We start from the raw sequence: 26,970 nt of genomic DNA on the forward strand, positions 1-26,970 counted from the left end.
CTGTCTGTTAAAAATTCTGAACACCAAATACTCGTTTTAGGGTTTCAGCTAAGGTGGCAACGCCGATTACCTCAATCCCTTCAGGAACTTGCCAACCTGTTAAATTATTTTTAGGCACATACACGCGCTTGAAGCCAAGCTTTTGTACCTCCTTAATCCGCTGATCAATAAAGTTTACTCGGCGAATTTCACCAGTTAATCCGATTTCACCGATAAAACAATCCGTTGCCTGCGTCCCTTTTTCCTTATAGCTAGAGGCAATACTTACCGCTATCGCTAAATCGATGGCTGGTTCGTTTAATTTTACTCCACCAGCTGCTTTTAAGTAGGCATCTTGATTTTGAAGTAGCAACCCAGCTCGTTTTTCTAAAACCGCCATAATCAACGAAACCCGATTAAAATCTAAGCCAGTCGTTGTGCGTTTCGCATTACCAAACATGGTTGGAGTTACTAGCGCTTGAATTTCTACCAACAACGGACGAGTCCCCTCCATGGTTACCACAATAGCCGAACCAGTTGCTCCTTGCAATCGTTCTTCTAAAAAAACTTGGGAAGGATTATTGACTTCTTGCAAGCCAGTATCATGCATTTCAAAAATACCAATTTCATTCGTGGAACCAAAACGATTCTTCACAGCCCGTAAAATTCTAAAGCTCTGATGCCGCTCACCTTCAAAGTACAATACCGTATCCACCATGTGCTCTAGCATCCTTGGACCAGCCAAAGCGCCTTCTTTGGTCACATGACCGACAATAAATATTGCGATTTGATTGGTCTTAGCAATGCGCATTAATTCTGCTGTCGTCTCTCTAACCTGACTGACACTACCAGCAACGCTACTGATACTAGGCTGAATCATGGTTTGGATGGAGTCGATAATCACATATTCCGGCTGTAAGCTTTCGATAGCCTGCTTAATTGCTTCTAAATCCGTTTCCGCATAAAGATAAAAATCCTCTTGCAAAACACCCAAACGTTGGGCGCGCATTTTAATCTGTTCAGCACTTTCTTCACCAGAAACATATAACACCTTGCCACCGGTTAAAGCTAATTGTTGGGATACCTGTAAAAGCAAGGTTGACTTACCAATTCCAGGATCTCCACCAAGCAACACCAATGAACCAGGTACCACGCCCCCACCTAACACCCGATTTAATTCATCCATTTGCGTTTTTACGCGCGGGGTTTTCTTGGGCACAATTTCCGTAATCTTGGTTGGCTGACTACGTTTACCAGTAAATGAAACGGCCTGTCTACGATCGGTTGATGTGACAATTTTTTCCTCAACCATAGAGTTCCAACTGCCACAATTCGGACATTTACCTAAATATCTAGGTGAAATATACCCACAATGCTGACATTCAAATTGGGTTTTTTCTTTTTTTGCCATAAAGTGACAACCTCTCCATGATTATTTTTCCGTATTGGATGAACCAAAGCCGCCTGTACGTTCACCTAATGTCTCGTCTTGATCGGCTTTTAAGAATTGTAAAAAGATTCCCTGGCCAATCCGTTCGCCTTTTTTAATCACGACATCCTTGATACCAAAATTGGTCAATTGAAACATAATATGCCCTTCATTACTTTCATTATTATAATAATCGCTATCAATAACGCCGATACCATTTGATAATACCAAAAAACGTTTTAGCGGATTACTTGAACGATTCGCCAGCTGCAAATACTCATCTTCTTGCATATAGGCTTTAATGCCAGTTGGTACTAAAGTCGGTTTAAGCAAGGCTTCTAACCTACTGCGATCAGTAAATAAAGATTTCCCTAATTCCTTTAAATCAATGCCACTTTTCCAAATACTTGGAATAACGACCTCTTCTGCTGCCTGAAAATCATAGCCTGCTGCATGATGGGTCGCACGTACCGGTAGCTCAATATTCGCATTTTGATATTTTTTAACGACTTCAAATCCTCTTTTTTTCATAAAACCTCCTTAGATATCCATATTAAATATACGCTTATTTTAACATAAAGGATGAAATTAATCGCCTGTCAAACTAGGAAATTAAGCACTTTTTATGTTTTTTCAATTAAATTCAGTTTTGTAATAAATATAAAAAAATACATGACGAAACGCACTTTTGCGAGTACAATAGAATCAATATATTATAAAGGAATTTGAGATATGCGTGAAAAATTAAAAAATGCTAAAAGAATTGTCATTAAAATCGGGACTAGTTCGTTAGTTTACCCTAATGGCAACATTAATCTATCTGGAATTGACGAGCTGTCTTTTGTCTTAGCGGATTTAAATAACCAAGGCAAAGAGGTTGTTTTGGTTTCCTCTGGGGCAATTGGTGTCGGGATGAATCAGCTTGGTCTTACCGCTCGTCCAGCTACAATTCCAGAACAACAAGCGGTAGCTGCATTAGGGCAAGCTACTTTAATGAATATTTATAGCCAACGCTTAGCTAGCTACAGTAAAAAAGCCGGACAAGTTTTACTGACTCGAGATGTGATTGAATATCCTGAGAGTCGCAAAAATGTAACCAATACCCTAGAGCAATTACTAAAGATGGGCATTATTCCTATCATTAACGAAAATGATACGGTTTCAGTAGATGAATTAGATCACTTAACGAAATTTGGCGATAATGACCAGCTTTCCGCCATTGTTAGTCAAATTATTCAAGCGGATTTATTAATTATGCTTTCGGATATTAATGGTTTTTATTCTGATAATCCTAATACAAATCCTCAAGCCAGCCTACATACACATATTGCTCAAATCACTCCAGAAATTATGCACCAAGCGGGTGGTAAAGGCAGTATGTTTGGAACCGGAGGCATGAGTAGTAAGCTAAAAGCCGCTAAACGAATTCTCGATTGCCAAAGCGCTATGGTTTTAGCGAATGGTAAACAACCTAAAATTATTTTTGATATTTTAGATGGTCAACAAATTGGTACATTATTTATGGAGGGATGATTATGACAGATATTCAATTACTTGGTAAACAAGCTAAAGAGAGTAGCCACCAGCTGGCACTGCTTTCAACTCAAGAAAAAAATCAAGTTTTACTAAAAATGGCTGATGCATTAAATACTCACACCGATAAAATCCTGCAAGCCAATGCCTTAGACTTAAGCCAAGCTGATGCTAATGGCATTAAAGAGACGATGAAAGACCGCTTAAAATTAACGCCTGAACGCATTAACGACATGGCTGACGGTATTCGTCAAGTAGCCAGCTTACCCGATCCAATTGGTGAAGTCGAAAAAATGTGGAAAAATGCAGATGGCCTAACAATCGGTGTTAAACGTGTACCTCTTGGTGTTATCGGTATTATCTATGAATCACGACCAAATGTAACAACTGATGCAGCCAGCCTTTGCTTTAAAACAGGAAATGCTGTGATCTTACGTGGGGGTAAGGAAGCCTTTCATTCCAATCAAGTATTAGTTGAGATTTTACAAGCGGTGTTAAAAGAAAGCCAGATTTCTCCTTTTGCCATCCAATTCGTCGATGATCCTTCACGTGAAGTAGCTAATCAAATGATGCGTTTAAACGAATATCTAGATGTTTTAATTCCTCGAGGTGGTGCAGGACTCATTCAAAGCGTGAAAAACAACGCGACGGTGCCTGTAATCGAAACCGGGACTGGAAATAATCATGTCTATGTTGATAAAGATGCGCAGCTTGATATGGCCGCTAAAATTGTTATGAACGCTAAAGTCCAACGACCATCTGTATGTAATGCCATCGAAACAATTCTTATTCATCGAGACGTTGCACCAGCTTTCTTGCCAGCTATCGAACAACAATTAGTTGCCAAAAATGTTGAACTACGAGCGGATCAAAAAGCGCTAAACTATTTAACTACGGCTAGCTTAGCAAATGAAGAAGACTGGTATACTGAATACCTTGATTATATTTTAGCCGTTAAAGTGGTGGATTCTTTAGAAGAAGCGATTGCCCACATTAACAAATACAACACCAAGCACTCTGAAGCAATCGTCACTGACAATTATTTTGCCGCTCAAAAATTCTTGAATGAAGTCGATGCAGCGGCTGTTTATGTCAATGCCTCAACGCGCTTTACCGATGGCTTTGTTTTTGGTTTTGGTGCTGAAATTGGCATCTCTACGCAAAAATTACATGCCAGAGGTCCAATGGGCTTACCTGAATTAACCTCAGTCAAATACATCGTCTACGGTGAAGGACAAGTCCGTAATTAGCGCTAAAAATAGACATTATCCTGCTATTAATAAGCGGATAATGTCTATTTTTCATTTACTCATCAAAAAACTAATTTTACAGTAGCTAGTAATTGTTTTCACTCTTCGCTAACCTCGACTACCTAATTATCACTCAAGAAGCATTAAAGTGCTAGCAAGCATTTTTTAATTAAATTTGACAAATTGCATTCTCCTAAAAATTACTTTGCCTTTAAAAGAACGACAGTATTTATTGAAACTTTCTGAAATCATCGCTATAATAAAATGACTATGAAAAAAAGTGAGGAAATGCCTTGATTACAGTAAGTGATGTAAGTTTGCACTTTTCAGATCGCAAACTTTTTGATGATGTGAATATTAAGTTTACACCGGGAAACTGCTACGGATTAATTGGTGCGAATGGTGCTGGTAAATCAACCTTTTTAAAGATTTTAGCTGGTGAAATTCAACCTTCAACCGGTGCGGTTACACTAGGACCTGATGAACGGATGGCTGTTTTAAAACAAAACCACTTCGATTATGAAGAATATACAGTCATCGAGACCGTGATCATGGGACATAAACGTCTCTATGATATTATGAAAGAAAAAGATGCAATCTATATGAAGCCAGACTTTTCTGATGAAGATGGGATTCGTGCCGCTGAATTAGAAGGCGAGTTTGCTGAATTAAACGGTTGGGAAGCTGAACCAGAGGCTGCTGTCTTGTTGCAAGGTTTGAATATCCCTGAAGAATTGCACCATGTTTACATGAGCGAATTAACTGCCGGCCAAAAAGTGAAGGTATTATTAGCCCAAGCTTTATTCGGCAAGCCAGATGTATTGCTTTTAGACGAGCCAACAAACGGATTAGATATTCAATCGATTAGCTGGTTAGAAGAATTTCTAATTAACTTTGAGAATACCGTTATTGTCGTATCTCACGACCGTCATTTTCTAAATAAAGTCTGCACACACATGGCTGACCTTGATTTTGGTAAAATTAAATTATACGTCGGTAACTACGACTTTTGGTTAGAATCTAGCCAGCTAGCAGCCAAATTACAAGCGCAACAAAATGCCAAAAAAGAAGAACAAATCAAGGAATTACAAGAGTTTATTGCGCGCTTTAGTGCAAATGCATCTAAATCTAAACAAGCTACTTCTCGTAAGAAAATGCTAGAAAAAATTACCCTTGAAGACATTCAACCTTCATCTCGTCGTTATCCATTTGTGGGCTTTAAGCCAGAACGTGAAATTGGTAATGACTTGTTGCAGCTAGATAATGTCAGTGTGACTATCGATGGCAAGAAGATTTTAGATAATATTACCTTTACTTTAAATAAAGACGATAAGGTTGCCTTCATTGCGGATAATGATATTACCACAACAACCCTTTTTAAAGTAATTATGGGTGAAATCACTCCTGATACCGGGACTGTCCGTTGGGGAGTAACAACTAGCCAAGCTTATTTACCTAAAGATACTTCTAAAGAATTTGATACTGATTTAACGATTGTCGATTGGTTAAGACAATATGCAAGTAAAGAAGAAGATGACAATACCTTCTTGCGTAGCTTCTTAGGTCGTATGCTATTTTCTGGTGATGAAGTGCTAAAACCAGTGAATGTGTTATCTGGAGGCGAAAAGGTGCGCTGTATGCTATCTAAGATGATGCTATCTAAAGCCAATGTTTTAGTCTTAGATGACCCTACAAATCATTTAGATTTAGAATCAATTACAGCCTTAAACGATGGCTTGATGGCCTTTACTGGTTCGATGTTGTTTGCTTCACACGACCATCAATTCATCCAAACCTTAGCTAACCGAATCATTGTTGTTTCTAATAAAGGGGTAGTCGACCGTGCTGAAACGACCTATGATGAATTCTTAGAAAATGAAACGGTTCAAGCACAAGTAAAAGCCTTATATAGTGAAGAATAGAGTGATTCTAAAGCAAGAGTGAATTTGTCAAACTATCTTCATAAATAATTCACATCTATGCTTTATAGTATAAGTATCCCAACAAACAACCCTATATAAACACTTTTTCATTTTTAACTCCTTTTCCTGCTAGAGCTTTCTAGCAGGTATTTTTTTGGGAAATTTTTCAGAAAATGTATAAATTTCTCTATTATTAGCCGATATCTTCCTTACTAATGATAAATGAAAGGCTAGATGAATAATGAAATTCAATAGTATTCGCAATAAAATTTTGATCCCTGTAAGTCTATTAATTATTGTTATTTCTGTCTGTTCTGGTATCGGTTCCTATTGGCAATTAAGAAATTCCATTATCGACATGGGCATTGAAGAAGCGCGCTTAGCTGCCACCAATGTCAGCAAGGTCATCGACCAAGAAAAATTGCAACATCTAAAAAAAGGGGACGAACAAAGTAAAGATTATCAAGAAATCCTACAATTAATGCGGAATCTAAAAGAAGACAGTGGGATTAAATACCTGTATACACTAACTACTGACGGCAATCAGGTCTATTATGGTATAGATACGGACACGACGAACAATCAAGCGAAAATCGGTGATACCTTTGAGAGCAATTATCAAGATTTAAAAACGGCTTTTGATGGTCAAACTTATAGTAGTCCGGCGATTGATTATGAAGGTAGTGACCGATTGATTACAGTTTATAAACCAGTGACCGATGCTTCTGGAAAGGTCATCGCTTTAATCGGTTGTGATTACGACGCTTGGCCAATTATTAAAAAATTACGACATTTAATGATTCAAACCATTTTAATTACTTTACTATTCTTAATTTTAGCATTAATTTTATTACAATTAATTTTACGCACAATCAGTAAAAATTTAAAAACAATCAACGAAAAAATTTATGAATTAGTTCATCATGAGGGCGATTTAACCCAATCACTAACCATTAAAACAGGCGATGAATTAGAAGAAATTGCTGAGAATATCAATCATTTACTGCTTTACATGCATAAAATTATGACAAATATTCAGCAAAACACTCACCAGCTAACCAGCAGTACGGATCAAATTAGTCAATCCGTCGATCAAGTAAATGGGAATGTCGAAGAAGTCTCCTCTACCATGGAAGAAATGAGTGCTGCTATGGAAGAAACTGCTGCATCAATGGCTGAGATGATTCAATCGATTCAATCCGCCTACCAAATTGTCGAACAAACGAATCAAGATGCCAAGATGCAGCAACAATCAGCTGAACAAATTACTCAAGTTGCTAATGATATTTTCTATCAAGCGCAAGATGATCAGCAAAAAGCGCAAAACACTGCTCAAACAGTCATTCAAACGGTCAATGAAAAAATTGCTGCTTCTCAAGCGGTAGAACAAATTGATACCTTAACCAAGAATATTATCGATATTACCAAACAAACCAATTTACTCGCTTTGAATGCCAGCATTGAAGCCGCTCGTTCCGGTGAAGCAGGTAAAGGCTTTGCAGTAGTGGCTGCTGAAATCGGTAAATTAGCGCAACATTCAGCTGCTACAGCTGCCGATATTCAAAAGGTTAGCCAAACAGTCTTGATTGCTGTTAAAGAACTCTCTCAAGAAGCAGAAAAGATGCTGACATTTGTGCAAGAGGATGCATTAGACGGCTATCAAAAACTCATGCACACGAGCCAGCAATATCATCAAGATTTAAGTGATATTTCACTAGTAATGGAACAATTTGCACAAAGCAGCCAACAGCTACATCAATTAATGAATGAAATCAAACATGCGATTACTTCCATCCAAATTGCCAATGATGAAAGCACACAAGGTGTCGTCAATGTCACGCAATCAATGATGGAGACCGCCAATAATATGCAACAAATTCATCAAGAAGTGGGTGCTAACCAAAAAGTAGCCCATCAATTATCAACAGAAGTAGACAAATTTAAGCTCTCTTAGTCTAGAGGACCAGATAAACAAAGCGTGTAGCAGCTTTACTTTATCTGGTCTTTTCATTGAATAAACAAGACTTCTCTCTTGAATCATGCTAAAATAGGCGCTAATGTAGTAAATCAAAAATTTAGATTCACAGAAAACATTTTTCTTTAGAAATGGAGATTGATTATGTTCACAGTACTAAAAACAAAGCTCAATTATTTAAGCTTTGTTATGACTTATTTTTTCTATTATTTCTCTTTTGCGATTTTTTCTTGTTTGATTGCAGTCTATCTTTTAGATAAAGGTTTTAGTCCGGCTGAAACTTCCTTAGTGGTCTCTAGCTCCTTTTTAAGCTCGATGATTGCCCAACCTATTATCGGCTCATTAAGTGACCGTTATTCCCTTAAGCGTGTCAACCAAGCCGTCTTTTTACTCGCTTGCTTTGGCGGAATCTATTTTGCTTATGCTTCTAGTCTGATTGCTTGTATAATCGGCTACAGCTTTGTTTTAGCCCTAATCAATGGCAGTAATCCGATTTTAGAAAAGCTCGCTACTCTTAGCCCATATAAATATGGTGCCATTCGCGTTTGGGGAACGATTGGCTATGCAGTCGGCTCACAGGCTGCTGGAATTATCTATGCTTTTATTGCACCACAAGCGATATTTTTTACCTTTGTCCTCACACTAGTTTTAGCCATGGTTGGTTTATATTTTGCCAAACCAGATATGAAAAAGCAGCAACTCTTACAAAAGGCGAAAAACAAACAGCAACATACTAAGCAAAAAACGCATTTATTTTCTTTATTTAAAAACCATTTATTTGTGCAATATTTATTGATTGCTGGGGTATTTTTTAGCCTGATTAATATTGCCAACACCTATATTCCAGCGATGTTTCAAGCAGAAGGACTCAAGCTTACGGTTGTTTCAAACATCTTATTTTGGGCGGTGCTATGTGAAGTACCCGTTGTCTTTTTTTCTTATTTATTCATGGATCGACTCAGCAACAAAATCTTATTAATCATTCCAACGTTGATTGTTTTAGCGCAATTTTTTAGTTTTGGTTTTAATCTTTGGCTACCGATCCAAGTCTTTTGGACCCTATTTGCCAAACACCCGGCTAGCATGATTTTTGTGATGATGAATCTAAAAATTGTCGCAACCTTAATTCCTGAAGATCAGCAAATCTCAGCACTTGCGCTCATTCAAACGATTAGAAATTTAGCCTCGATGCTCGCGCAAAGTCTATTTGGCTGGTTACTTGAAAAAAGTGGCTATCATCAAATGTTTCTAATTGCTTTTGGTTTGATTGCTTGTGTATTGCTGGCTTTAATTTTCTATCGCATTCCTAAATCACCTAAACAGAAGATTTTTTCTTGATTATAAGGCAATAAATACAGCACCTACGCTAGATTTACATTTTTACCTTTTTTCATGCGCAGATACTGCATAAATTTTTAAATTTGTGCAGTGTTTGCGCGGAATTTAAGCCAAACTCTAAAATAAAAAAGTCTTAACTGATGGTTTTTTCCCATCAACTAAGACTTTTTGTTTTATTTAAATGGATTATAAAATCGACCGCCGTTAACATAAAATAAAGCGATACTCAAAGCCAATAGCAAGCAACAAATCAATAAAGCTAAAAGATCACTCGCTACAATCGGCTTGTTCGCATACCAAGTTCGGCGTTTCTTTTGTCCAAATCTCCTTAATTCCATCGCATGAGCAATGACTTCAATTCGCTCAAAGCTAGTTAGAATCAGTGGCAATAAAATCTGCATACTCCCTCTCACTCGCTGCATCAAGCGAGCTTTTTGGCTTAATTCCAACCCTCGAGCCTGCTGCGCCATTTTTATTTGCTGGAAATCCTCCTGAATATCCGGAATATAGCGTAAGGCTAGGGCAAAGGCGTAGCTAATTCGGTAACTAATGCCTAAACGATTTAAGCTAGCCGCAAACTCACTCGGATTAGTGGTCAAAATAAAGACTAGGGCGATGGGAATCGTTGAAAAGTATTTCAACAATAGATTGAATTCATAGAACAATTGCTGGCTCGTCAATTGATAAGCCCCTATTCCCTTTAACAGTACCGTTTGACTATGATAGAGTGTCACCCCATAGTTAGGAGCAAAGAGATACACAAATAGTAAATTTAATACCGAGAAGATAAACACCAAATGCAAAACAAATTTGACTTGTTGATATTTGATTTTCGCTTGTACAAATAATACCATCGAGAAAACCATCATCAAAAGTAAAAAGCGCGTATCATAGGTAATCATCGATGCGATCGTTAAAAGCAAAAAACAGGCTAGCTTAATCGCTGCATTCATTCGATGTAGATAGGTATTGCCAGCAACATAGCCTAATAGATTATTTTGCATCTGCTTGTTCCCTCGCCTTTCTCTCAAAATCAATAAATGCCTGCACGAAGCTTGCCGGTGTAGCCAAACCAATACGTTTTGCTAAATAATAAAGACTCGTTGCCTTTAATGAGGCTTGTTCAATCAGCGCTTCATTGGTTAAAAGGTCTGCTGGTTGGATGTCAGCAATCAGCTTACCGTCGACAATAACCAACGCGCGATTGGTATATTCAAGCATTAGGTGCATATCATGGGTCACCATTAAAATAGTGATTCCTTGGCGATTGAGCGATTCAAGAAAAGACATCATTTTCGTATAATGCGCATAGTCCTGACCAGCAGTAGGCTCATCTAAAATCAAGATTTCTGGCTGTAGCACCAGCATTGAAGCAATCGTCACACGTTTTTTCTGACCATAGCTTAACGCTTGAATCGGCCAGTTACGATAAGGATATAATCCACAAATCTTTAGGGCTTCATAGACACGCGTTTTAATTTCATCTTCAGCAACCTGACGCAGTCGTAAGCCCAGTGCTACTTCATCAAAAATCATCGTTTGTGAAATCATTTGATTGGGATTTTGCATAACATAACCAATTTTATCCGCTCGTTCCTTAATCGAAGCCTTGGTAAAATCCTCCTCTTTATAAAGCAAGGTACCGGCTGTTGGCTGTAAGAAGCCACAGATTAACTTGATTAATGTGCTTTTGCCTGCACCGTTTTGACCGACAATTGCGGTCATTTCGCCCTTTTGAATCACTGTAGTCATATCCTTTAATATCGGCGTTTGCTGATAGCCTGCTTGAATATGCGCTAAACGCAGTAAAGGCGTGCTAGTAATTTTTGGACTGGTTGCTTGATATTGCTGATACCAGTCCTTCAGCTGTGCTTGTGCTTGAGTGAAGTCTAAAGCCTGAATATCTGCTAAATTAGACAATCGGCTTAAGTCAACACCAGCATATTTCAAGGCGCTAATATATAACGGCTCACGAATACCAAGCTTTGTTAAAGTATCACTGGCTAATAATTCAGCTGGTGTATGATCACTGACTAATCTACCTTGGTCAAAAACTAACATCCGGTCAAGTGGGCAATGTAAGACATCTTCTAATCGATGCTCAATAATGATAACTGTTGCATTTAACTCCTGCTTTAGCTCATGAATATATTCCATCGCTTGCTTGCCGGCAGCTGGATCCAGATTGGCTAAAGGTTCATCAAATAATAAAATCGGTGTCTTCCCAATCATCACACCAGCCATTGATACTCGTTGCTTTTGACCTCCAGATAAATCCTGTGGTCGATAAGTTAATTGATTTTGTAAGCCAACTTTTTCTGCCCAGTATTGGACTTGTTGATGCATCTGCTCAGTTGGCACGGCTTCATTTTCTAAAGCAAAGGCAATATCTTCTGCCACCGTTAAACCTAAAAATTGTCCATCTGTATCCTGTAAGACTGTACCAACATAGGTTGATAAAGAAAAAATATCAGCCTTCCCCACCTGCAAATCACCCACCGTCATCTCACCAGTAATCGTACCAACATAAGCGTTAGGAATTAATCCATTGATTAAATGCCCAAAAGTTGATTTACCTGAACCACTTGGCCCTAAAATTAAGACGGTTTCCCCTTCATAAATCGTTACATCAATGGCTTGTAGGGTAGGCTCTTGTTGACTATCATATTGAAAGGATAGCTGTTTACATTCGATTATCGGTTTTTTCACCTGCATCATCCTCTATCTAATCGTTTTCTTTAGATAAGCTACCCTTTTGCACGCGTGTTTTGGCATAAGAATAGAGTAAAATCGTACCAATAATCGCCACACTGATGCTATTAAGTGCCGCACTTGTTAAGCCTTGTAGGTACACCTTATTCGCTGGCTCAGAATAAATCAAAATATCTAAAGACGGAGCAATCACACCCCAAGCAACGATATTGGTAACAATTTGACCAATATTAAAAATAATCGCATCTTTTACACCAAATATTCCTTTAGTAACAGATAAAAACTTACCAATAAAGCCATAACAAACGCCACAAATACCTGAGCATACAATCCAACTCCACCACGGTCCATATAAAGTCATATCCGTCAAGGTATGGCCTAAAAAGCCAACTAAGCCACCAACGATTGGTCCAAAAACGCTAGCGATTAACGCTAAAAAACCATAGCTTGTTTGTAAAGTCGTATTTGGAACAGGTGTTGGAATAGCGACATATCTGGCTAAAACAAAATAAATTGCTGCTCCTATCCCAATAGCGACAATTGCCTGTATTGAATTTCCTTTTTTCATAGATTCATCCCCCAAAAGATTACATATTTTTTTCAAATCAATTTTTACTATACCTATTTTTAGGCTATCCGTCAAAAACAAATGTTAGTCGTGATACATTTGGATAATCAAGACTAATTGAAACATAAAAACAGGTACTCAGCATCCTGTCTTACTGAGTACCTGCTCTAACCAAAATAAACCTTTTATGCTTTTCCGCTAAAATAATCACTAACGCTTAGATTTGAGACCAAACACTTTCTAAAACGTTGGTCTGTGTACGATCTGGACCTACTGAGAAGGTTGAAATACGTACACCAACTAATTCAGACACACGTCGAACATAGTTACGCGCATTTTCTGGTAAATCAGATAGACTCTTACAATTAGTAATATCTTCAGACCAACCAGGTAATTCTTCATAAACTGGCTTACAACGTTGCAATTCTTTTAGACTTGCTGGATAGTGATAAATTAATTCACCATCTAATTCATAAGCTGTACAGATTTTCACGGTTTCTAAGCCACTTAATACATCGATTGAGTTCAGACATAGATTCGTGATACCAGAAACGCGTTTAGAATGACGCATGACAACTGAGTCAAACCAACCCACACGACGAGGACGGCCAGTTGTTGTCCCATATTCGTGACCAACCTCGCGAATTTGATGACCCACTTCATCAAATAGTTCTGTTGGGAAAGGTCCATCGCCTACTCGTGAGGTATAAGCCTTACATACACCAACAACCTTATTGATTTTAGATGGACCAACCCCACTACCAATAGTTACACCACCAGCTACTGGATTTGAAGAAGTTACAAACGGATAAGTCCCTTGATCGATATCCAGCATAACTCCTTGTGCACCTTCAAATAATACACGTTTGCCTTGATCTAAGGCATCGTTTAAAATCACAGATGTATCTGTCACATATTGCTTAATCTGTTGACCATAAGCATAGTATTCTTCAAAAATATCTTCAAAGGCAATTGGCTTAGCCCCATACATCTTCACAAATAAACGATTTTTTTCTTCTAAATTAATGCGTAATCTTTCTTCAAAGATTTCACGATCCAATAAATCAGCGATACGAATTCCCACACGTGCGGCTTTATCCATATAAGCTGGCCCAATCCCTTTAATCGTGGTACCAATCTTATTATCACCTTTTGCCTCTTCTTGTAACTGATCTAATTGAATATGATAAGGTAAAATCACATGCGCACGATCAGATATACGCAAGTTATCTGTTGGGATATTCCGTTCATGTAAATAAGCAAGCTCAGTTACTAACGATTTCGGATTAACAACAACCCCATTCCCTATCACACTAATCTTATCTTGATAAAAAATCCCTGATGGAATTAAATGCAACTTATAGGTAGTACCATTAAATTTAATCGTATGACCTGCGTTATCACCACCTTGATAACGTGCAATTACTTCAGCATTTTCACTTAGAAAATCAGTAATTTTTCCTTTTCCTTCATCGCCCCATTGGGTTCCTACAACAACTACAGATGACATCTGCATGACCTCTTTCTTTCTTTTAAATTGCATTCCTTATGTATTTTAACAATAAACCAAGAAAGTTGCAATGAAATTATCGAATATTATTTTCATTTTCGATTAATTATCAACCAAAAACCGAACATTTTATTTTTTATAAACATTTTAAAAGAAAAAAACCGAAAAATACCCCTTATTTAGCAAATTCAACCAAGACACCTGCATGATCACTGACCATAGGCTGCTTTATTCCATCAAAAATCACCTTGTATTGTTTCACGTGGAACATTTCGTCTAAAAAAACATAATCAATTCGTAATTTTTGCGTATTTTCAGACCAACCATCAATTGCTTTTACTACAGTATGCTCACCTTGTTTTGCTTGAGCGACCAAAAAGGCATCATTGAGTTGTAAGGGGCTAGCTAAAATGGCTTGATGTTCTTTAGTATCAGCAGGATTATTAAAATCGCCCATGAATAATAGGGGATTCGTTTCTGCTTTTAAATAGTCAACGGTTTGCTGCCACTCATAGCTAAAGCCATCTTCACCCGCCCAAGAATAATGACCGGATAATACTGTCAGTCCGCCAACCGAGCTGGTTAGTCGAGCAACTAATTGCTTACGTGCCAATTTTTTAGGATCTTGTTCGATAGAAGCAATAAATGCAGCTGGTTGTAACGGATTTTTAGCCAAAATTGCTAGGCCTTCTTCGTAGATATCATAACCGATATGTGCATAGGTCCAGCTCCAATAATAATGTACGCCCAGCTTAGCTAATTCTTCTACTAAAAGATAGGCAAAATTATCCTCGTGAATGGGCGCTTGCTCATCTAGTGGGCAAAAATATTGATTAGGGGTGATAGCTGGCGAATCGATTAATTGATTGATTTCTTGCAAGGCAATTATTTCAATCTCTTGCTTGGCGATCCATTCAGCAATTTGCGTTAATTTCTCTAATGGATTTTCCTCCATCCAGCTATGGGTATTTAATGTCATTACTTTCATATAAATATCAAATTCCTTCCTACTTTTTCATTTATTAGTACGCTACCACAAAACAAGCATTTAAGCTAGCCAGATTATGCTAAAGGGCTAAAAGTTGATAACACAACAACCTTATCTGCGGTATTTTGTCAGTAGCGACTTCATCAAATAAGCTCGTCTGGCTAGTAAAAACTTTATAACTACGGATTTTGCTGCCAGACAGGTGCTTATTTGCTCGTAGCTGATCGACTGACACAACAACCTTATTTCATCAATGAAAAAAGCGAAGAAATCTCCTCGCTTTTTTCAATCATTCAATTTATCAAGGTTAGCACTCTACTTCCCCAATCACACTACCTGCTGTTTGTGTTCCTTTATTTGTTAAGTCAAACGCACTTACTTGATCCATATTGGTAAAAGCGACAATCATCGTTGCTTGTTTATCAGCCTTTTGTAGAGCAGCTAAGTCAACTTGTGCCACCACTTGTCCTGCTACCACTTGACTTCCTTCAGTCACCTTAAGCGTAAATGGTTTACCCTCTAAGCTAACCGTATCAATACCCATGTGCAACAATACTTCTAAGCCAGCTGCAGTTTGAATACCGATTGCATGTTTGGTTGGGAAAACGCTGGTAACCTTACCAGAAACTGGCGCAACAATCGTACCATTTGTAGGTTCAACAGCAAAGCCATCACCCATCATTTTACCTGAGAAAACAGGATCATTTACTTGTTCAATACTGATTACTTCTCCATCAGCTACACTAACAATTTGTTCACGAACACCCTTAGACTGTTTATTCGTTTTTTCTTCAGTAGCTGCTAATTGTACCTCAGGAATTTCCATACCTGAATCTAAAATATCTTGAATATCTGATTTCAGCACATCAGCTTTTGGTCCATAAACTGCTTGAACTCCATTATCTTTCATGATTAAGCCCATCGCACCAGCTGCTTTCCAAGCTTCCTCACTACCAACTTGACTAGCCTCTTTCACTGTTACACGTAAGCGAGTCATACAAGCATCTACATCCACAATATTGCTACGACCACCTAACAAATTGATAATCGCAAAGGCTTGATCATTCCCTTGAACCGGCGTTTGATTACCTTGAGTATCATTTGTATCTAAATCATAGTTTCCATTACGTCCAGGAGTAGCAAAATTAAATTTCTTAATTAAAAAGCTAGCTAAAAAGTACGTAAATACCCCAAAACCAATTGAGACTAAAACAAAGTGAATTAAATCGCCACCTAAACCAGCTTTAATAGCTAGTGGTGTTCTCGTTAATAATTCAATATTACCAAATGAGTGTACACGTAAATTGATTAAGTCCGCACTTGCAAAGGCAGCTCCCTGAATGAAAGCATAGACAACATATAATGGAACCGCAGCAAACATAAACATAAATTCTAATGGTTCAGTTACCCCTGTTAAGAAAACGGCCAATGCTGCTGAAACAAACATAGATTTATACAAATGACGTTTGTCTGCATCCACATTGCGATACATTGCTAAAGTCATACCCATTAAAATTCCGGTTGCACCAATCATTTGACCCACTTTGAAACGTGCAGGTGTCCAATGCGTTAAAACATAGTGATATTGGCTCATATCGCCAGCACCTTTTAAGTTCACTAAGTCTGTTGCCCAAGCTAACCATAGTGGATCTTGACCAAATACTTTGGTACCAGCCTGTGCACCAGATAAAATTTCGTACGTACCACCTAGTGCAGTATAGTTAATTGGAATAGTCAGCATGTGATGCAAACCAAATGGTAGTAATAAACGTTCCAATGTTCCATATAAAAACGGTGCTAAAATTGGTGCTGTATCTTGAGATTGTGCAATCCATAAACCAAAATGATTAATTCCTGATTGAACTGCTGGCCAAACAACCGCTAATATTAAAGAACAAATTACAGACCATAGAATAACAACAAACGGAACAAAACGTTTACCATTAAAGAATGATAGCGCATCAGGTAGCTTACGATAATTGTAGTATTTATTGAAGGCCATCGCCCCAACAAACCCAGCGATAATCCCAACAAATACTCCCATATTTAAAGCCGGCGCTTCTAAAACGCTAGTGAAGAAACCTTTAACCATAATCTTCGTACCAAATAAGGTATGCGTATACGCTTTCGGATTACTTAACATTTCACTAGTTACACCGAAGATTGAGCCAGTAATACGATTAATTAAAATAAATGCTAAACCTGCCGCAAAAGCGCCACCAGCTCTTTCTTTAGCCCAGCTACCACCAATTGCCAAGGCAAATAAAATATGAAGGTTGCCGATAATTGCCCAACCAATATTTTCAATTACCCCACCAGTAGTCACTAAAGCTGCCACATCTGGATTGATTAGGGGAATCGTTTTACCAATACTAATCATTAAACCAGCAGCCGGCATTACAGCTACCACTACCATCAAGGCTTTACCAAATTTTTGCCAAAATTCAAAACTAAAAATTTTCCTCATTGTATTTCTCCTTAATCCTTTTTCCGGTTTTTACGCAACCGATTTCGTTAAAATGATTATATATCTTATTTATCTGTTTGTAAACACTTTAATTTAAATTTATTTAATTAATACGACGTTGATGCAACCGATTGCTAAAAATTATAGCTGTTTTGACTAATTGCCCCCTTTTTTCCACTAGCTTTCTCTCTTATCAAAAAATTTAAAAAATAAATAAGATTCTAAGTAAACGCTATCTTTAAAAAGACGCTTTGCTAAAATAAAGAAAATAAACAACTAGGAGTACATAATGTTAGATAAGAAAAATAAATTAGATTACTATTTAAAAATTACATTAATCGTATTTTTTGTCGGTGGGATTATCACCCATCTTAGCCCTGAAATCGCCATGCGTTCTTGTTTTATATTTGATCTTCAATCCGCCTTCACAGCCAAATTTACTACTGTCGATAACTACCAAAATGCCAATCCCTATATTCATGAAACAGCCTATGCAGTGACCTACAAGGATCCTTATAAGTCTTACCCTTACTATTTTGTTGTCAGAAAAGTAGGCTTTCTCTACTTTGCCTCTCCAGCTAGTGGATTATAATTTAACCACTCTCCTTGGCTCTATCCGGTGATTAAAAAAACTGCCGTAGCCGGTTTACTCTTTTTTATAAAAATAGCCTCTTTTGACTAAATGACTCTAGTCAAAAGAGACTACTACTACATAAAGAGCTTCACACTGAATACTTTCTCGCTGCTCGCTAAACTCAAATAGCCCTCATATTTTTCTACTGTTGCCGCTACATTTTTTAAGCCAATCCCATGATTTATCCCATCGGCTTTCGATGTTGTAATTTGATTGTCTTTAATCTCCACCTTTTGTGAGATAGTATTTTTTATTTCCATCACAAAATGCGTTTGATCGACATAATCTACAAAAATATCAATAACACGTTCTTCCTGTACACTTACCTGACTAACGGCTTCTAACGCATTTTTAAATAAATTAAAACAAATAGTCGTCAAATCAAAATCTTCTATAAATAATTGATTAGGTAAATAGCCATCAATCCTTACTTCGATTTCATTAAGGTGTGCTTGATTGCATAAATCAAGTAGCAAAATATCCACGACCTTATTCCCAGTATATTTGGTCTGTAAATGAATGTTAGCTTGTTGCGCTATTTTTTGCAAATAATGCTCTAACTCTTGGGAGGATTTTTGGGAATTTAAATAGCGAATGGTCTGTAAATGCCCATTAAAATCATGCTTAAAACGACGAATATCTTCATTTTGCTTTAAGATACTCTCATAATACATCTGCTGCATTCTCTGAAAATCGATTTGCAATTGATTTTTTTCACGCAAAAGCTGTTGATTGGTATTCAAATACGCTTGATAGACGGCTAGGAATAGTAATAACAAACATAATAAGATTGAAATTACTAGCAATATTTTCGTATCATTGATAATCGGTAATTTTCCATCGAGATACTGTAAGACAGAAATCAACACAGTAATAGCTAGAATTATTAAATTAAAAATAACATATTGACTTTTATTAAATTTTATATATTTATCTTTGAATATTTTTTTCCTTAGATAATAAATGATGAAAAGAAGAGAAATTTGTCCAAAATCAACTGCTATCACTATATTCATATTATTAGAAAGTTGTTCAAACGACTGTTGATAAACAGACATTAAAATAAAAATTTCAGCAACTCCTATGGTTGAAGTTCCCAGAAATATAAATAAATAGATACCAATACTTTTTAGCCTATCTTCCTTTTCCAAAGTAAGCAAAATTAGTACTAATGTTGATGACAGACTAATTGAAAAATAATCTTTGAAGTCAAAAAAATAAAAAACAAAAAGCGAGAAACAGACAATAAATATTATTGCTACTCCCCATCTTTGAATTCGATTAATAAACTTCATTCCACCTAAGATACTATATCCCAAATAACAAGAAATACCATCAAATAAAAGCGTAATTAGCAAAAAGAACAATTCATTTCTCATTATTTTTTGCCATACCTGTTTTTAGATAGTTAATAAATGATTCTTGAAAATCATGTTTATACGCTCGTCCTAGATTAAATTTTTGTCCATCTACTGTAAAAATCGTTGTACTATTTGCTTTGATAACATAATTTAAGGAAACAGCAACTGACTTAGAAATTCTAACCATTTGTGCTTTAGCTATTTTATGAATAGCTTCGTTTAGCATTTCTTTAATCACAATTTCTTGTTTACCACTATTTAAATATAACACTGACCACTCACCAGCAGCCTGTAAATAGGCAACTTCATTTAATTTAATATTATGAGGAATACGGTTGATGTCATATATAAGGAATAACTCTTCTTGTTGGAATAATTGATAAGCTTTTTGTAATAGACGATTAAACTTATCCATTATGAGAGGTTTATCCAAAAAACCAAGTGTTTTATTACCGAAAGTTTCATCAATTCGTTCACGAAAGCTCGAAATAAATATAATATACTTAATTTTTGACTGATAAAAAAGATTATCTTTCAAATGAATACCATCCATACCAGACATCTCAATATCTAGCAAAAGTAAATCAATTGTTTGACTATTTTCTTTTTTACAGTAGTTTAATACCTGTTCAGCTGAATAAAATTCTTCAATTGTATAATCTGCTTGATATGAATTAAGGAAATCAATTAATCTTGAACTAATTTGTTTCCGACATAACCTATCATCGTCACAAATAATAATATTCATCTTATCATCCTTTTCCTAATTTATATTCAGCAAATTATATCATATTTACCTCTATAAGTCATAAAAATCCGGTGAAATTGACTAACTCAATTCTAAAATCTTGTCATCTAATCGAAATAATTCTCTCTTATGTGAAATAATAATTAATATAGAATTTTTACACTTCTCTCTAAATAAATAATCTATCTTTTTAGCACTATTTATATCTAAATGAGAGTATGGTTCATCTAAAATAGTAATTTCTGCTTCTTTTTTTAAAAACTCTCGTGCTAAGGCTATTCTTGCTAATTGTCCTGTCGATAGATTTTCTTTACTAACTATTGTATTTAATATATCGTCTCTTTTATCTGTGATTATCCCAAATAGTGATAATACTTGTAATATTTCTTTATCTTCATAATTTTGAAAATATTTTAGATTCTCCTTTATTGTCTTTCCTACAATAATATTTTGTTTATTATGGTAATATGATATTCCATCGCTCATATATTTTGTAGATTCAAAACTTATCTTGACATCACCACTATATAAATTAGAAAAACCAAGTATTCTTTCTATAAGTGTTGATTTTCCAATGCCAGATATGCCTATAATTTGATAAACATTACTAGGACTAAATAGATAATGATTTATATTTACTTTTCCATTTGATAAGTTATTGAGTTCTATAAAAGTTCCATTATTGACTATTTGAGAAACTTCATCTGCTTTGTTTTTTGAAAAAGATTCAACTTGGCAATATAAATCTGTTAATAAAATATGATTATCAACTATTATAGTGATTTCTTCTATAATGGTCATAATTGCTGGCAACATCTGAATGCAATACATAATATATAATCTAACATTTGAATTAGTGATATTATCGCTACTTATCTCTTTATTAATGAAATAAACTGTCAAACCTATCACACCTATTATCATTAATTGTTTTATAATATACTGAATTGAATTAAACAGTAATATTCTCTTTGATAAAATATATAAATGATGTAATTTAGAAAAAATGTTCATTTTTTCTTTTTTCTCAGTTCCATTTAGATGTATTAACATTCTTCTTTCAAATATCTCTGTTAATGATTGATTAATTTTTGAAATCAGATTTTGATAATAAAGATGAAATAATCCCATTTTTTTACCTAATATTGATGAAATTATAAATACAATAATAACTTGCATAGCAATCAAAGAAGTTAGCTTTAAACTTATCGATAAAATAATATAAATGATTATTAATAATTGAATTGAACTTATTATTAATTTTGGAATCTGTTGAGAAATTAATTCCGAAAATATTTCAGAATTATAGATAACTCTACTAGATAATTCTGTATAATTAATATCCTTTATATATTTTTTTAAATACTTTTCTATAATATGTATCCGTATTTTTTTTACATATTTTTCTCCTGTTATACCTAAAATGTACAATGATAAACTTATAAATAGCAAATGAACTAAAAATAATAAAAGAATTATCTTTAATTCATCAAAGTCAAATTTTGGTATACATTCTAGTATATGATTAAATATAATTGGATAATACAATGCAACTATTGATGAAACTAACATGAATATCATACCTAAACACCATAACAATTTATCTTTTGTATTGGTATAATTTATCAAAGTAAACACTATCTTTTTCAAAAATACTCATTCCTTTTTATATTAATCAAAAAAGTGGATTTAAGATCATCATCTTTCATCCACTTTTTCACTCATATTAAGATTTTAACTTACCATTCTTGTAATAAGTTTTATGAGTATATACTCCCCATAAATATTGCGTAGTGAATTTTTTTTAAAATTTAAACATGGTATATCCCTCCTCATATTTTATTTATTTAAACAAAACTTCATTAGAATGCACCTAACTTGATTTTGTTAAATACTTTAACCATCAGCATTACAAATGCTGTTAAAAATATTTCCTGTATAAAAAAACCTACATAACTACCAAACTGTATATTTTTATTAAATTCAAATACAGAGCTCGCTGATTGAACAGTATTTGCCTCTATTGTAGACATAGGTGTATATTTTATAAGAATATACATTAGTCCTGCATATACAATCCCTGATAAAACCAAAAGCATCCATTTTTTTTTCATCTGACTGGCAATTCTTCCCATAAATAGAGCTAATAAAAGTGATGGTAATATTTGTGCAAAAAACATAAATTGAAAAATTGTCAATTTATTTAACAAATAAAAGCAAACAACCATTTCTAAGATGCCACTAATTAGTAAAAAAAAATCTAATTTTTTCATAACAACATTCACCTCTCAGATATAATTTATAATAATATTCCAAACGGAATGTAGCGATGTAGAATAAATAATATTTCCAGTTTTATCTTTCAAGTAGTATAAGAAAAAGGACAATGGTATCCGATATATCAAATTATCTATCAAACTATCTCCCATATGACCTATATATACAAATATTATTGCCTGTAAAATATAAATTATTTTATTAGAACAAAATATTTCTTTTAATAATTTTGGAATCATGTAACGATAAACAAATTCTTCTTCCCAAGCAATCAAATAATTTAATATTAGAAAAAAAATTAAATATATATTATCTTTATTACCATTTGATACTAACTTTAAAATAATAAATACTAATATAATTTGAAATGTATAGCTCAGAAGTTGACCAATGGAAAATATATATCTTTCGTTTACTCCAATTAATTCACTCTTGCTTAGAGCAATATAAATTCCTAAAGAAACTAATATAAACGATATACGTTCAGCATACATTTGGAGTAACATATCTGCCTGATGTACCATCATCGAAACCAATGCATCACCTACCAAAATAAAGCACACAGGTACAATTGCAACAGAAATAGTCAAAAATAAATATTCTCCAAAGCTTAATCTTCCCACCTTCATCTATCTTAATCCTTCTGCAATATTTTTATGTGCTGCTACCATTGCAGGAAGAACGCTAAATAACATACCGAAAAATAGTGTAGCTAATAAAGTAATCATAACTTGCATTCCTGAAACCATTGCTTGCATTCCCATAAAATTCATCATTATAATAAAAACTCCCGCAATAATTGTACCTACTACACCGCCAAATAAAGATAATAAACTTCCTTCCATTAAATAAGTAATCATAATCACTCTTTTCTTAGCACCCAAAGCACGCCGCATACTAATTTCTTGCGAACGTTCACTGATAGAAGATAACATTGCATTCATTACTCCAAAACCTGATACAAAAATAGAGATACTTGCTAATAGAGCAATAAAATTCAAAATAGTATCTGCCTGACTTTTTGTTTCCTCATAAATAGCTTTTTTATCAATCCATTGATAGCTTCCTAGTAATCGATTTTCTCCTTGTTGATCTAATACTTTCAATACCTGATTTATCTTTTTTTCCTGACTTGTAGTTAGAATTAATTCATCATAATAAATTTGCTTATGAAAGACTTGGTTAACAATCTGCTCAGATACAATGATTGCTGGATATTGCTCAGATATTGATGAAGATTGATAAATAGTAGCGATTTTATATTTTTGATTTTGTAATATTATCTCTTTTTTTAGATACTTCGCTATATTATTTTCGTGTACCAACGAACGAAGTGCTTGATCGCTGATTGCTATCTCTTGTACACTATTTTTTATTTGTGACCAGCCTTTTCCATAAACAATAGTTGGTAAAGATAAATCATTCTCTGCTAATTGTTGAACTGTTCGTATCGACAAAGGCTTAGTCATTTTATTTAATGAACTTTCTACATATATATCATAGGAACTAGTGTGCAGTTTTGATTTTATTGCAAATTTTTTTTCTATTAATTCACTATCTGCTTTCGTGAAACCTTTTTTGTTAAATAAATTATTTGAATGAAAATTGAGTGTTGTCGTTTGGTTATCCAAATCAACTCCTTGCGCAATCGAATTAGTTGTAAAGCTACTACTAGAAAGAATAAACAATACAACAAATACCGAAATAGCAAATGATATTGCCGTTAGGATACTTTGTCGTTTATTTCTTGATAAAGATTTTATGACATCAATTATAATGCGTTTCATATTCATCGAGTTTTTTCTCCACCAATTTTCCTTGTTTTAATTGATAAATCTTATCGGTTTTTTTAGCTACTTGTTCATCGTGCGTTACTATTATAATGGTTAATTTTTCTTCACGATTTAACCTCAATAATAATCTAACTAATGCTTGACTATTTTTTTCGTCTAAAGCACCGGTTGGCTCATCCGCAATTAAAAGCTGTGGCTTACGAGCCAAAGCGCGAATAAGAGCTACTCGTTGTTTTTGTCCACCAGATAAGTTTTTACATAGTTCGTCTTTTTTGTCCATTAAATCCATTTTTATTAATAATTTTTCAATATATTCCTCGTCTACTTGGTCTTTGGTGTACAAATAAGGTAAACGAATATTTTCTATAACTGTATATTCTTTGATTAAATGAAAATTCTGAAAAATAAAACCAATATTTTGATTACGATACGCACTTTTCTGATTATCATCCAAATAATGTATTTCTGTATTTTGAAATATATAACTTCCTGTATATGCTTCATCTATTAGCCCTAAAATATTCACTAAAGTAGATTTTCCTGTACCTGAAGTTCCCATAATCGACACAAAATCTCCCATACTAATTTTTAAGGAAAGATTATCTAATATGTTTGAACTATTTGAATAACATTTACAAATATTATTTAGTTCTAGCATTATTTAGCTCCTGTCAACCATTTATAAAAAGATCTAAAATCGATGTAAAAATTTGTAAACATTTTAACTTCCTCTCACTTTTCTAAATTTATTTGCAGAAACAATATAACTTGTGAATATCTCGTTTACAATCACTTTCCAATAAGTAACATCAAATTCCGAATGAGTGACATACTGGCTCACAATTTTTATTCAAAATAACTGCTTCTAGCTTTTTTTCTATATTTAACAGGACATATAAAAAGACCAGCACATTTCAAATGATTTGTGCTGATCTTTTTTAAAAATCATCGCGTCTTGAGATAGAGGCGAATTTATTATATTCCTTTTTAAAGAGAAGCTCGACGGTTCCCCGTGCGCCACTTCGGTTTTTTTCAATAATCACTTCAATCACATCATCAACAGCTTGCTCTTCTTGTGCCTTGTCGTCTTCAGTTCCTTGGCGTTGATAATAGTCTTCGCGATATAAAAAGGCGACAATATCGGCATCTTGCTCGATAGATCCTGATTCACGAATATCACTTAAAACAGGTCGCTTGTCTTGACGCTGCTCCACACTACGCGATAGCTGTGATAAGGCGATAACAGGTACCTTCAATTCCTTAGCTAATTTCTTCAATTGACGAGAAATTTCTGAAACCTCTTGCTGGCGACTTTCTCTACCAGAGCCTTCAATCAGTTGCAGATAGTCAATTAAAATTAGCCCTAGATTGCCCTTTTCCTGAGCTAAGCGCCGACAACGAGCACGAATTTCTGATACCTTAATCCCTGGTGTATCATCGATATAAATACTCGTTCGTGACAAGCTTCCCATCGCCATAATTAAATTACGCCATTCTTCTTCACTCAATTGGCCCGTACGTAAATGTGCTGCTTCAATGGTTCCTTCTGCACAAAGCATCCGGTTAACTAGTGATTCCGCCCCCATTTCCAGACTAAAGATTGCCACTGTCTGTCCAGTACGAGTACCGATATTTTGAGCAATATTTAACGCAAAGGCTGTTTTCCCTACAGCAGGTCGAGCCGCCAAAATAATTAATTCCTCTTTTTGTAAGCCAGCAGTCATGCGATCTAATTCAGGATAACCGGTTGGCAGACCCGTAATTTCTTCATTTTGAACCGATAAACGGTCAATATTTTCAATCGTTCGATTCAATACGTCTGCAATGGTTTGAAACCCTGTACTATTTCGCTTTTCGGAAACCGTCAAAATTCCCCGTTCAGCTGCCTCAACGATTTCTTCGACACTTTCTTCTTGGTTGTAGCCATCAGTCAAAATACGATTAGCTGCTTGGATTAGCTCTCGCAAGGTGGATTTATCCTTAACGATTTTGGCATAGTGCGCCACACCAGATGCTGAAGGGGTTGCTTGGCTCAATTCAGTTAAATAAGCAATACCACCCACATCTTCAAGTGACTGATCCTGTTCAATTTGCGCCTTCAACGTGATAATATCAATCGCTTCACTTCGATCATTTAAAGCAATCATCGCCTGATAAATAATCTGATGACTTCGCCGATAAAAATCACGTGGTTCAATTTGTGACATTGCTTCAATGAGCGCATCACTATCTAAAAAAATCGCCCCCAGCACCGCTTGCTCTGCTTCAATATCTTGTGGGGGAATACGCTCTTGTAATCCTTCGTTCATAAAATTTCTCCTAGCTCTAGTCTATTCATTATTGTAGCGAATTATCAACAAAAGTACAATTTATTCTTTTCATTTTAAAACGTAAATCAATGAAGCCTTCGCTTGCATCATTAACGACACAAAAAACCTACGATAGCCTATAGTTAGTCTATCGCAGGTTGATTAGCCCATACCTAG

At 35.2% G+C, this 26,970-nt stretch carries 22 protein-coding genes; 6 read left to right on the forward strand and 16 right to left on the reverse strand.

Features of this window, described 5'->3' with window-relative positions; genetic code table 11:
• Nucleotides 1-7: 7 nt before the first annotated feature.
• Together radA and RK02_RS09885 are read right to left on the reverse strand one after the other, a co-directional pair.
• The gene (radA, locus tag RK02_RS09880; RefSeq protein WP_016184102.1) at nt 8-1,390 is read right to left on the reverse strand and encodes a DNA repair protein RadA; all 1,383 of its coding nucleotides are present in this window, start codon (nt 1,388-1,390) and stop codon (nt 8-10) included.
• Nucleotides 1,391-1,411: 21 nt separating this feature from the next.
• Nucleotides 1,412-1,939 (reverse strand): dCTP deaminase/dUTPase family protein, encoded by a 528-nt coding sequence (locus tag RK02_RS09885; protein WP_016184103.1) that lies wholly within the window; start codon nt 1,937-1,939, stop codon nt 1,412-1,414.
• 201 nt (nt 1,940-2,140) lie between these two features.
• Here RK02_RS09885 and proB point away from each other — a divergent pair, with 201 nt between their 5' ends.
• The 5 genes from proB (at nt 2,141) to RK02_RS09910 (ending at nt 9,426) form a co-directional block, all read left to right on the forward strand.
• Nucleotides 2,141-2,941 carry a glutamate 5-kinase gene (proB, locus tag RK02_RS09890; RefSeq protein ID WP_016184104.1) on the forward strand — a complete coding sequence of 267 codons (801 nt, stop codon included), beginning with the start codon at nt 2,141-2,143 and terminating at the stop codon, nt 2,939-2,941.
• 2 nt (nt 2,942-2,943) lie between these two features.
• Entirely contained in the window at nt 2,944-4,191 is a 1,248-nt protein-coding gene (locus RK02_RS09895) for a glutamate-5-semialdehyde dehydrogenase (RefSeq protein ID WP_016184105.1), read from the forward strand.
• Between the two features lie 293 nt (nt 4,192-4,484).
• Entirely contained in the window at nt 4,485-6,113 is a 1,629-nt protein-coding gene (locus RK02_RS09900; protein ID WP_016184106.1) for an ABC-F family ATP-binding cassette domain-containing protein, read from the forward strand.
• Between the two features lie 241 nt (nt 6,114-6,354).
• Nucleotides 6,355-8,067, forward strand: a complete 1,713-nt coding sequence (locus RK02_RS09905) for a methyl-accepting chemotaxis protein (RefSeq protein WP_016184107.1) — start codon at nt 6,355-6,357, stop codon at nt 8,065-8,067.
• A gap of 165 nt (nt 8,068-8,232) precedes the next feature.
• On the forward strand, nt 8,233-9,426 hold the full coding sequence (locus RK02_RS09910) for an MFS transporter (RefSeq protein ID WP_016184108.1): 1,194 nt from the start codon (nt 8,233-8,235) through the stop codon (nt 9,424-9,426).
• 173 nt (nt 9,427-9,599) lie between these two features.
• Here RK02_RS09910 and RK02_RS09915 read toward each other — a convergent pair whose 3' ends face one another.
• From RK02_RS09915 to RK02_RS09940, 6 genes are all read right to left on the reverse strand, one after another.
• Complete coding sequence (locus RK02_RS09915; protein WP_016184109.1) at nt 9,600-10,430, reverse strand: energy-coupling factor transporter transmembrane component T family protein; 831 nt, start codon at nt 10,428-10,430, stop codon at nt 9,600-9,602.
• Entirely contained in the window at nt 10,420-12,135 is a 1,716-nt protein-coding gene (locus RK02_RS09920; RefSeq protein ID WP_016184110.1) for an ABC transporter ATP-binding protein, read from the reverse strand. Before RK02_RS09920 ends, RK02_RS09915 begins: the two co-directional genes overlap by 11 nt.
• Nucleotides 12,136-12,151: 16 nt before the next feature.
• Nucleotides 12,152-12,706 (reverse strand): ECF-type riboflavin transporter substrate-binding protein, encoded by a 555-nt coding sequence (locus tag RK02_RS09925; protein WP_016184111.1) that lies wholly within the window; start codon nt 12,704-12,706, stop codon nt 12,152-12,154.
• Between the two features lie 217 nt (nt 12,707-12,923).
• The gene (locus RK02_RS09930; protein ID WP_016184112.1) at nt 12,924-14,216 is read right to left on the reverse strand and encodes an adenylosuccinate synthase; all 1,293 of its coding nucleotides are present in this window, start codon (nt 14,214-14,216) and stop codon (nt 12,924-12,926) included.
• Nucleotides 14,217-14,391: 175 nt separating this feature from the next.
• Nucleotides 14,392-15,204 (reverse strand): endonuclease/exonuclease/phosphatase family protein, encoded by an 813-nt coding sequence (locus tag RK02_RS09935; RefSeq protein ID WP_016184113.1) that lies wholly within the window; start codon nt 15,202-15,204, stop codon nt 14,392-14,394.
• A 307-nt stretch (nt 15,205-15,511) separates the two neighbouring features.
• Entirely contained in the window at nt 15,512-17,671 is a 2,160-nt protein-coding gene (locus RK02_RS09940) for a PTS transporter subunit IIBC (protein ID WP_016184114.1), read from the reverse strand.
• Between the two features lie 289 nt (nt 17,672-17,960).
• Here RK02_RS09940 and RK02_RS09945 point away from each other — a divergent pair, with 289 nt between their 5' ends.
• A complete protein-coding gene (locus tag RK02_RS09945) occupies nt 17,961-18,263 on the forward strand; it encodes a hypothetical protein (RefSeq protein ID WP_016184115.1) in 303 nt (100 codons plus the stop codon).
• Nucleotides 18,264-18,379: 116 nt separating this feature from the next.
• Here RK02_RS09945 and RK02_RS09950 read toward each other — a convergent pair whose 3' ends face one another.
• The 8 genes from RK02_RS09950 to dnaB all read right to left on the reverse strand — a co-directional run bounded on the left by RK02_RS09950 (nt 18,380) and on the right by dnaB (nt 26,793).
• Entirely contained in the window at nt 18,380-19,600 is a 1,221-nt protein-coding gene (locus RK02_RS09950; protein WP_248623574.1) for a sensor histidine kinase, read from the reverse strand.
• Between the two features lie 73 nt (nt 19,601-19,673).
• Nucleotides 19,674-20,414 carry a LytR/AlgR family response regulator transcription factor gene (locus RK02_RS09955; protein WP_016184117.1) on the reverse strand — a complete coding sequence of 247 codons (741 nt, stop codon included), beginning with the start codon at nt 20,412-20,414 and terminating at the stop codon, nt 19,674-19,676.
• A gap of 81 nt (nt 20,415-20,495) precedes the next feature.
• Nucleotides 20,496-22,064 carry an ABC transporter ATP-binding protein gene (locus RK02_RS09960; protein ID WP_016184118.1) on the reverse strand — a complete coding sequence of 523 codons (1,569 nt, stop codon included), beginning with the start codon at nt 22,062-22,064 and terminating at the stop codon, nt 20,496-20,498.
• A gap of 212 nt (nt 22,065-22,276) precedes the next feature.
• Nucleotides 22,277-22,687, reverse strand: coding sequence for a hypothetical protein (locus tag RK02_RS09965; RefSeq protein WP_016184119.1), 411 nt, complete (start codon nt 22,685-22,687; stop codon nt 22,277-22,279).
• A 15-nt stretch (nt 22,688-22,702) separates the two neighbouring features.
• Nucleotides 22,703-23,320, reverse strand: a complete 618-nt coding sequence (locus RK02_RS09970) for a CPBP family intramembrane glutamic endopeptidase (RefSeq protein WP_016184120.1) — start codon at nt 23,318-23,320, stop codon at nt 22,703-22,705.
• The gene (locus RK02_RS09975) at nt 23,321-24,484 is read right to left on the reverse strand and encodes an ABC transporter permease (RefSeq protein WP_016184121.1); all 1,164 of its coding nucleotides are present in this window, start codon (nt 24,482-24,484) and stop codon (nt 23,321-23,323) included.
• Nucleotides 24,459-25,142 (reverse strand): ABC transporter ATP-binding protein, encoded by a 684-nt coding sequence (locus RK02_RS09980; RefSeq protein WP_016184122.1) that lies wholly within the window; start codon nt 25,140-25,142, stop codon nt 24,459-24,461. Before RK02_RS09980 ends, RK02_RS09975 begins: the two co-directional genes overlap by 26 nt.
• 280 nt (nt 25,143-25,422) lie before the next feature.
• Nucleotides 25,423-26,793 carry a replicative DNA helicase gene (gene dnaB / locus RK02_RS09985; protein ID WP_016184123.1) on the reverse strand — a complete coding sequence of 457 codons (1,371 nt, stop codon included), beginning with the start codon at nt 26,791-26,793 and terminating at the stop codon, nt 25,423-25,425.
• Between the last annotated feature and the right edge of the window lie 177 nt (nt 26,794-26,970).

The sequence above is a fragment of the Enterococcus columbae DSM 7374 = ATCC 51263 genome (genome assembly GCF_000406925.1).
GTDB lineage: Bacteria > Bacillota > Bacilli > Lactobacillales > Enterococcaceae > Enterococcus_E > Enterococcus_E columbae.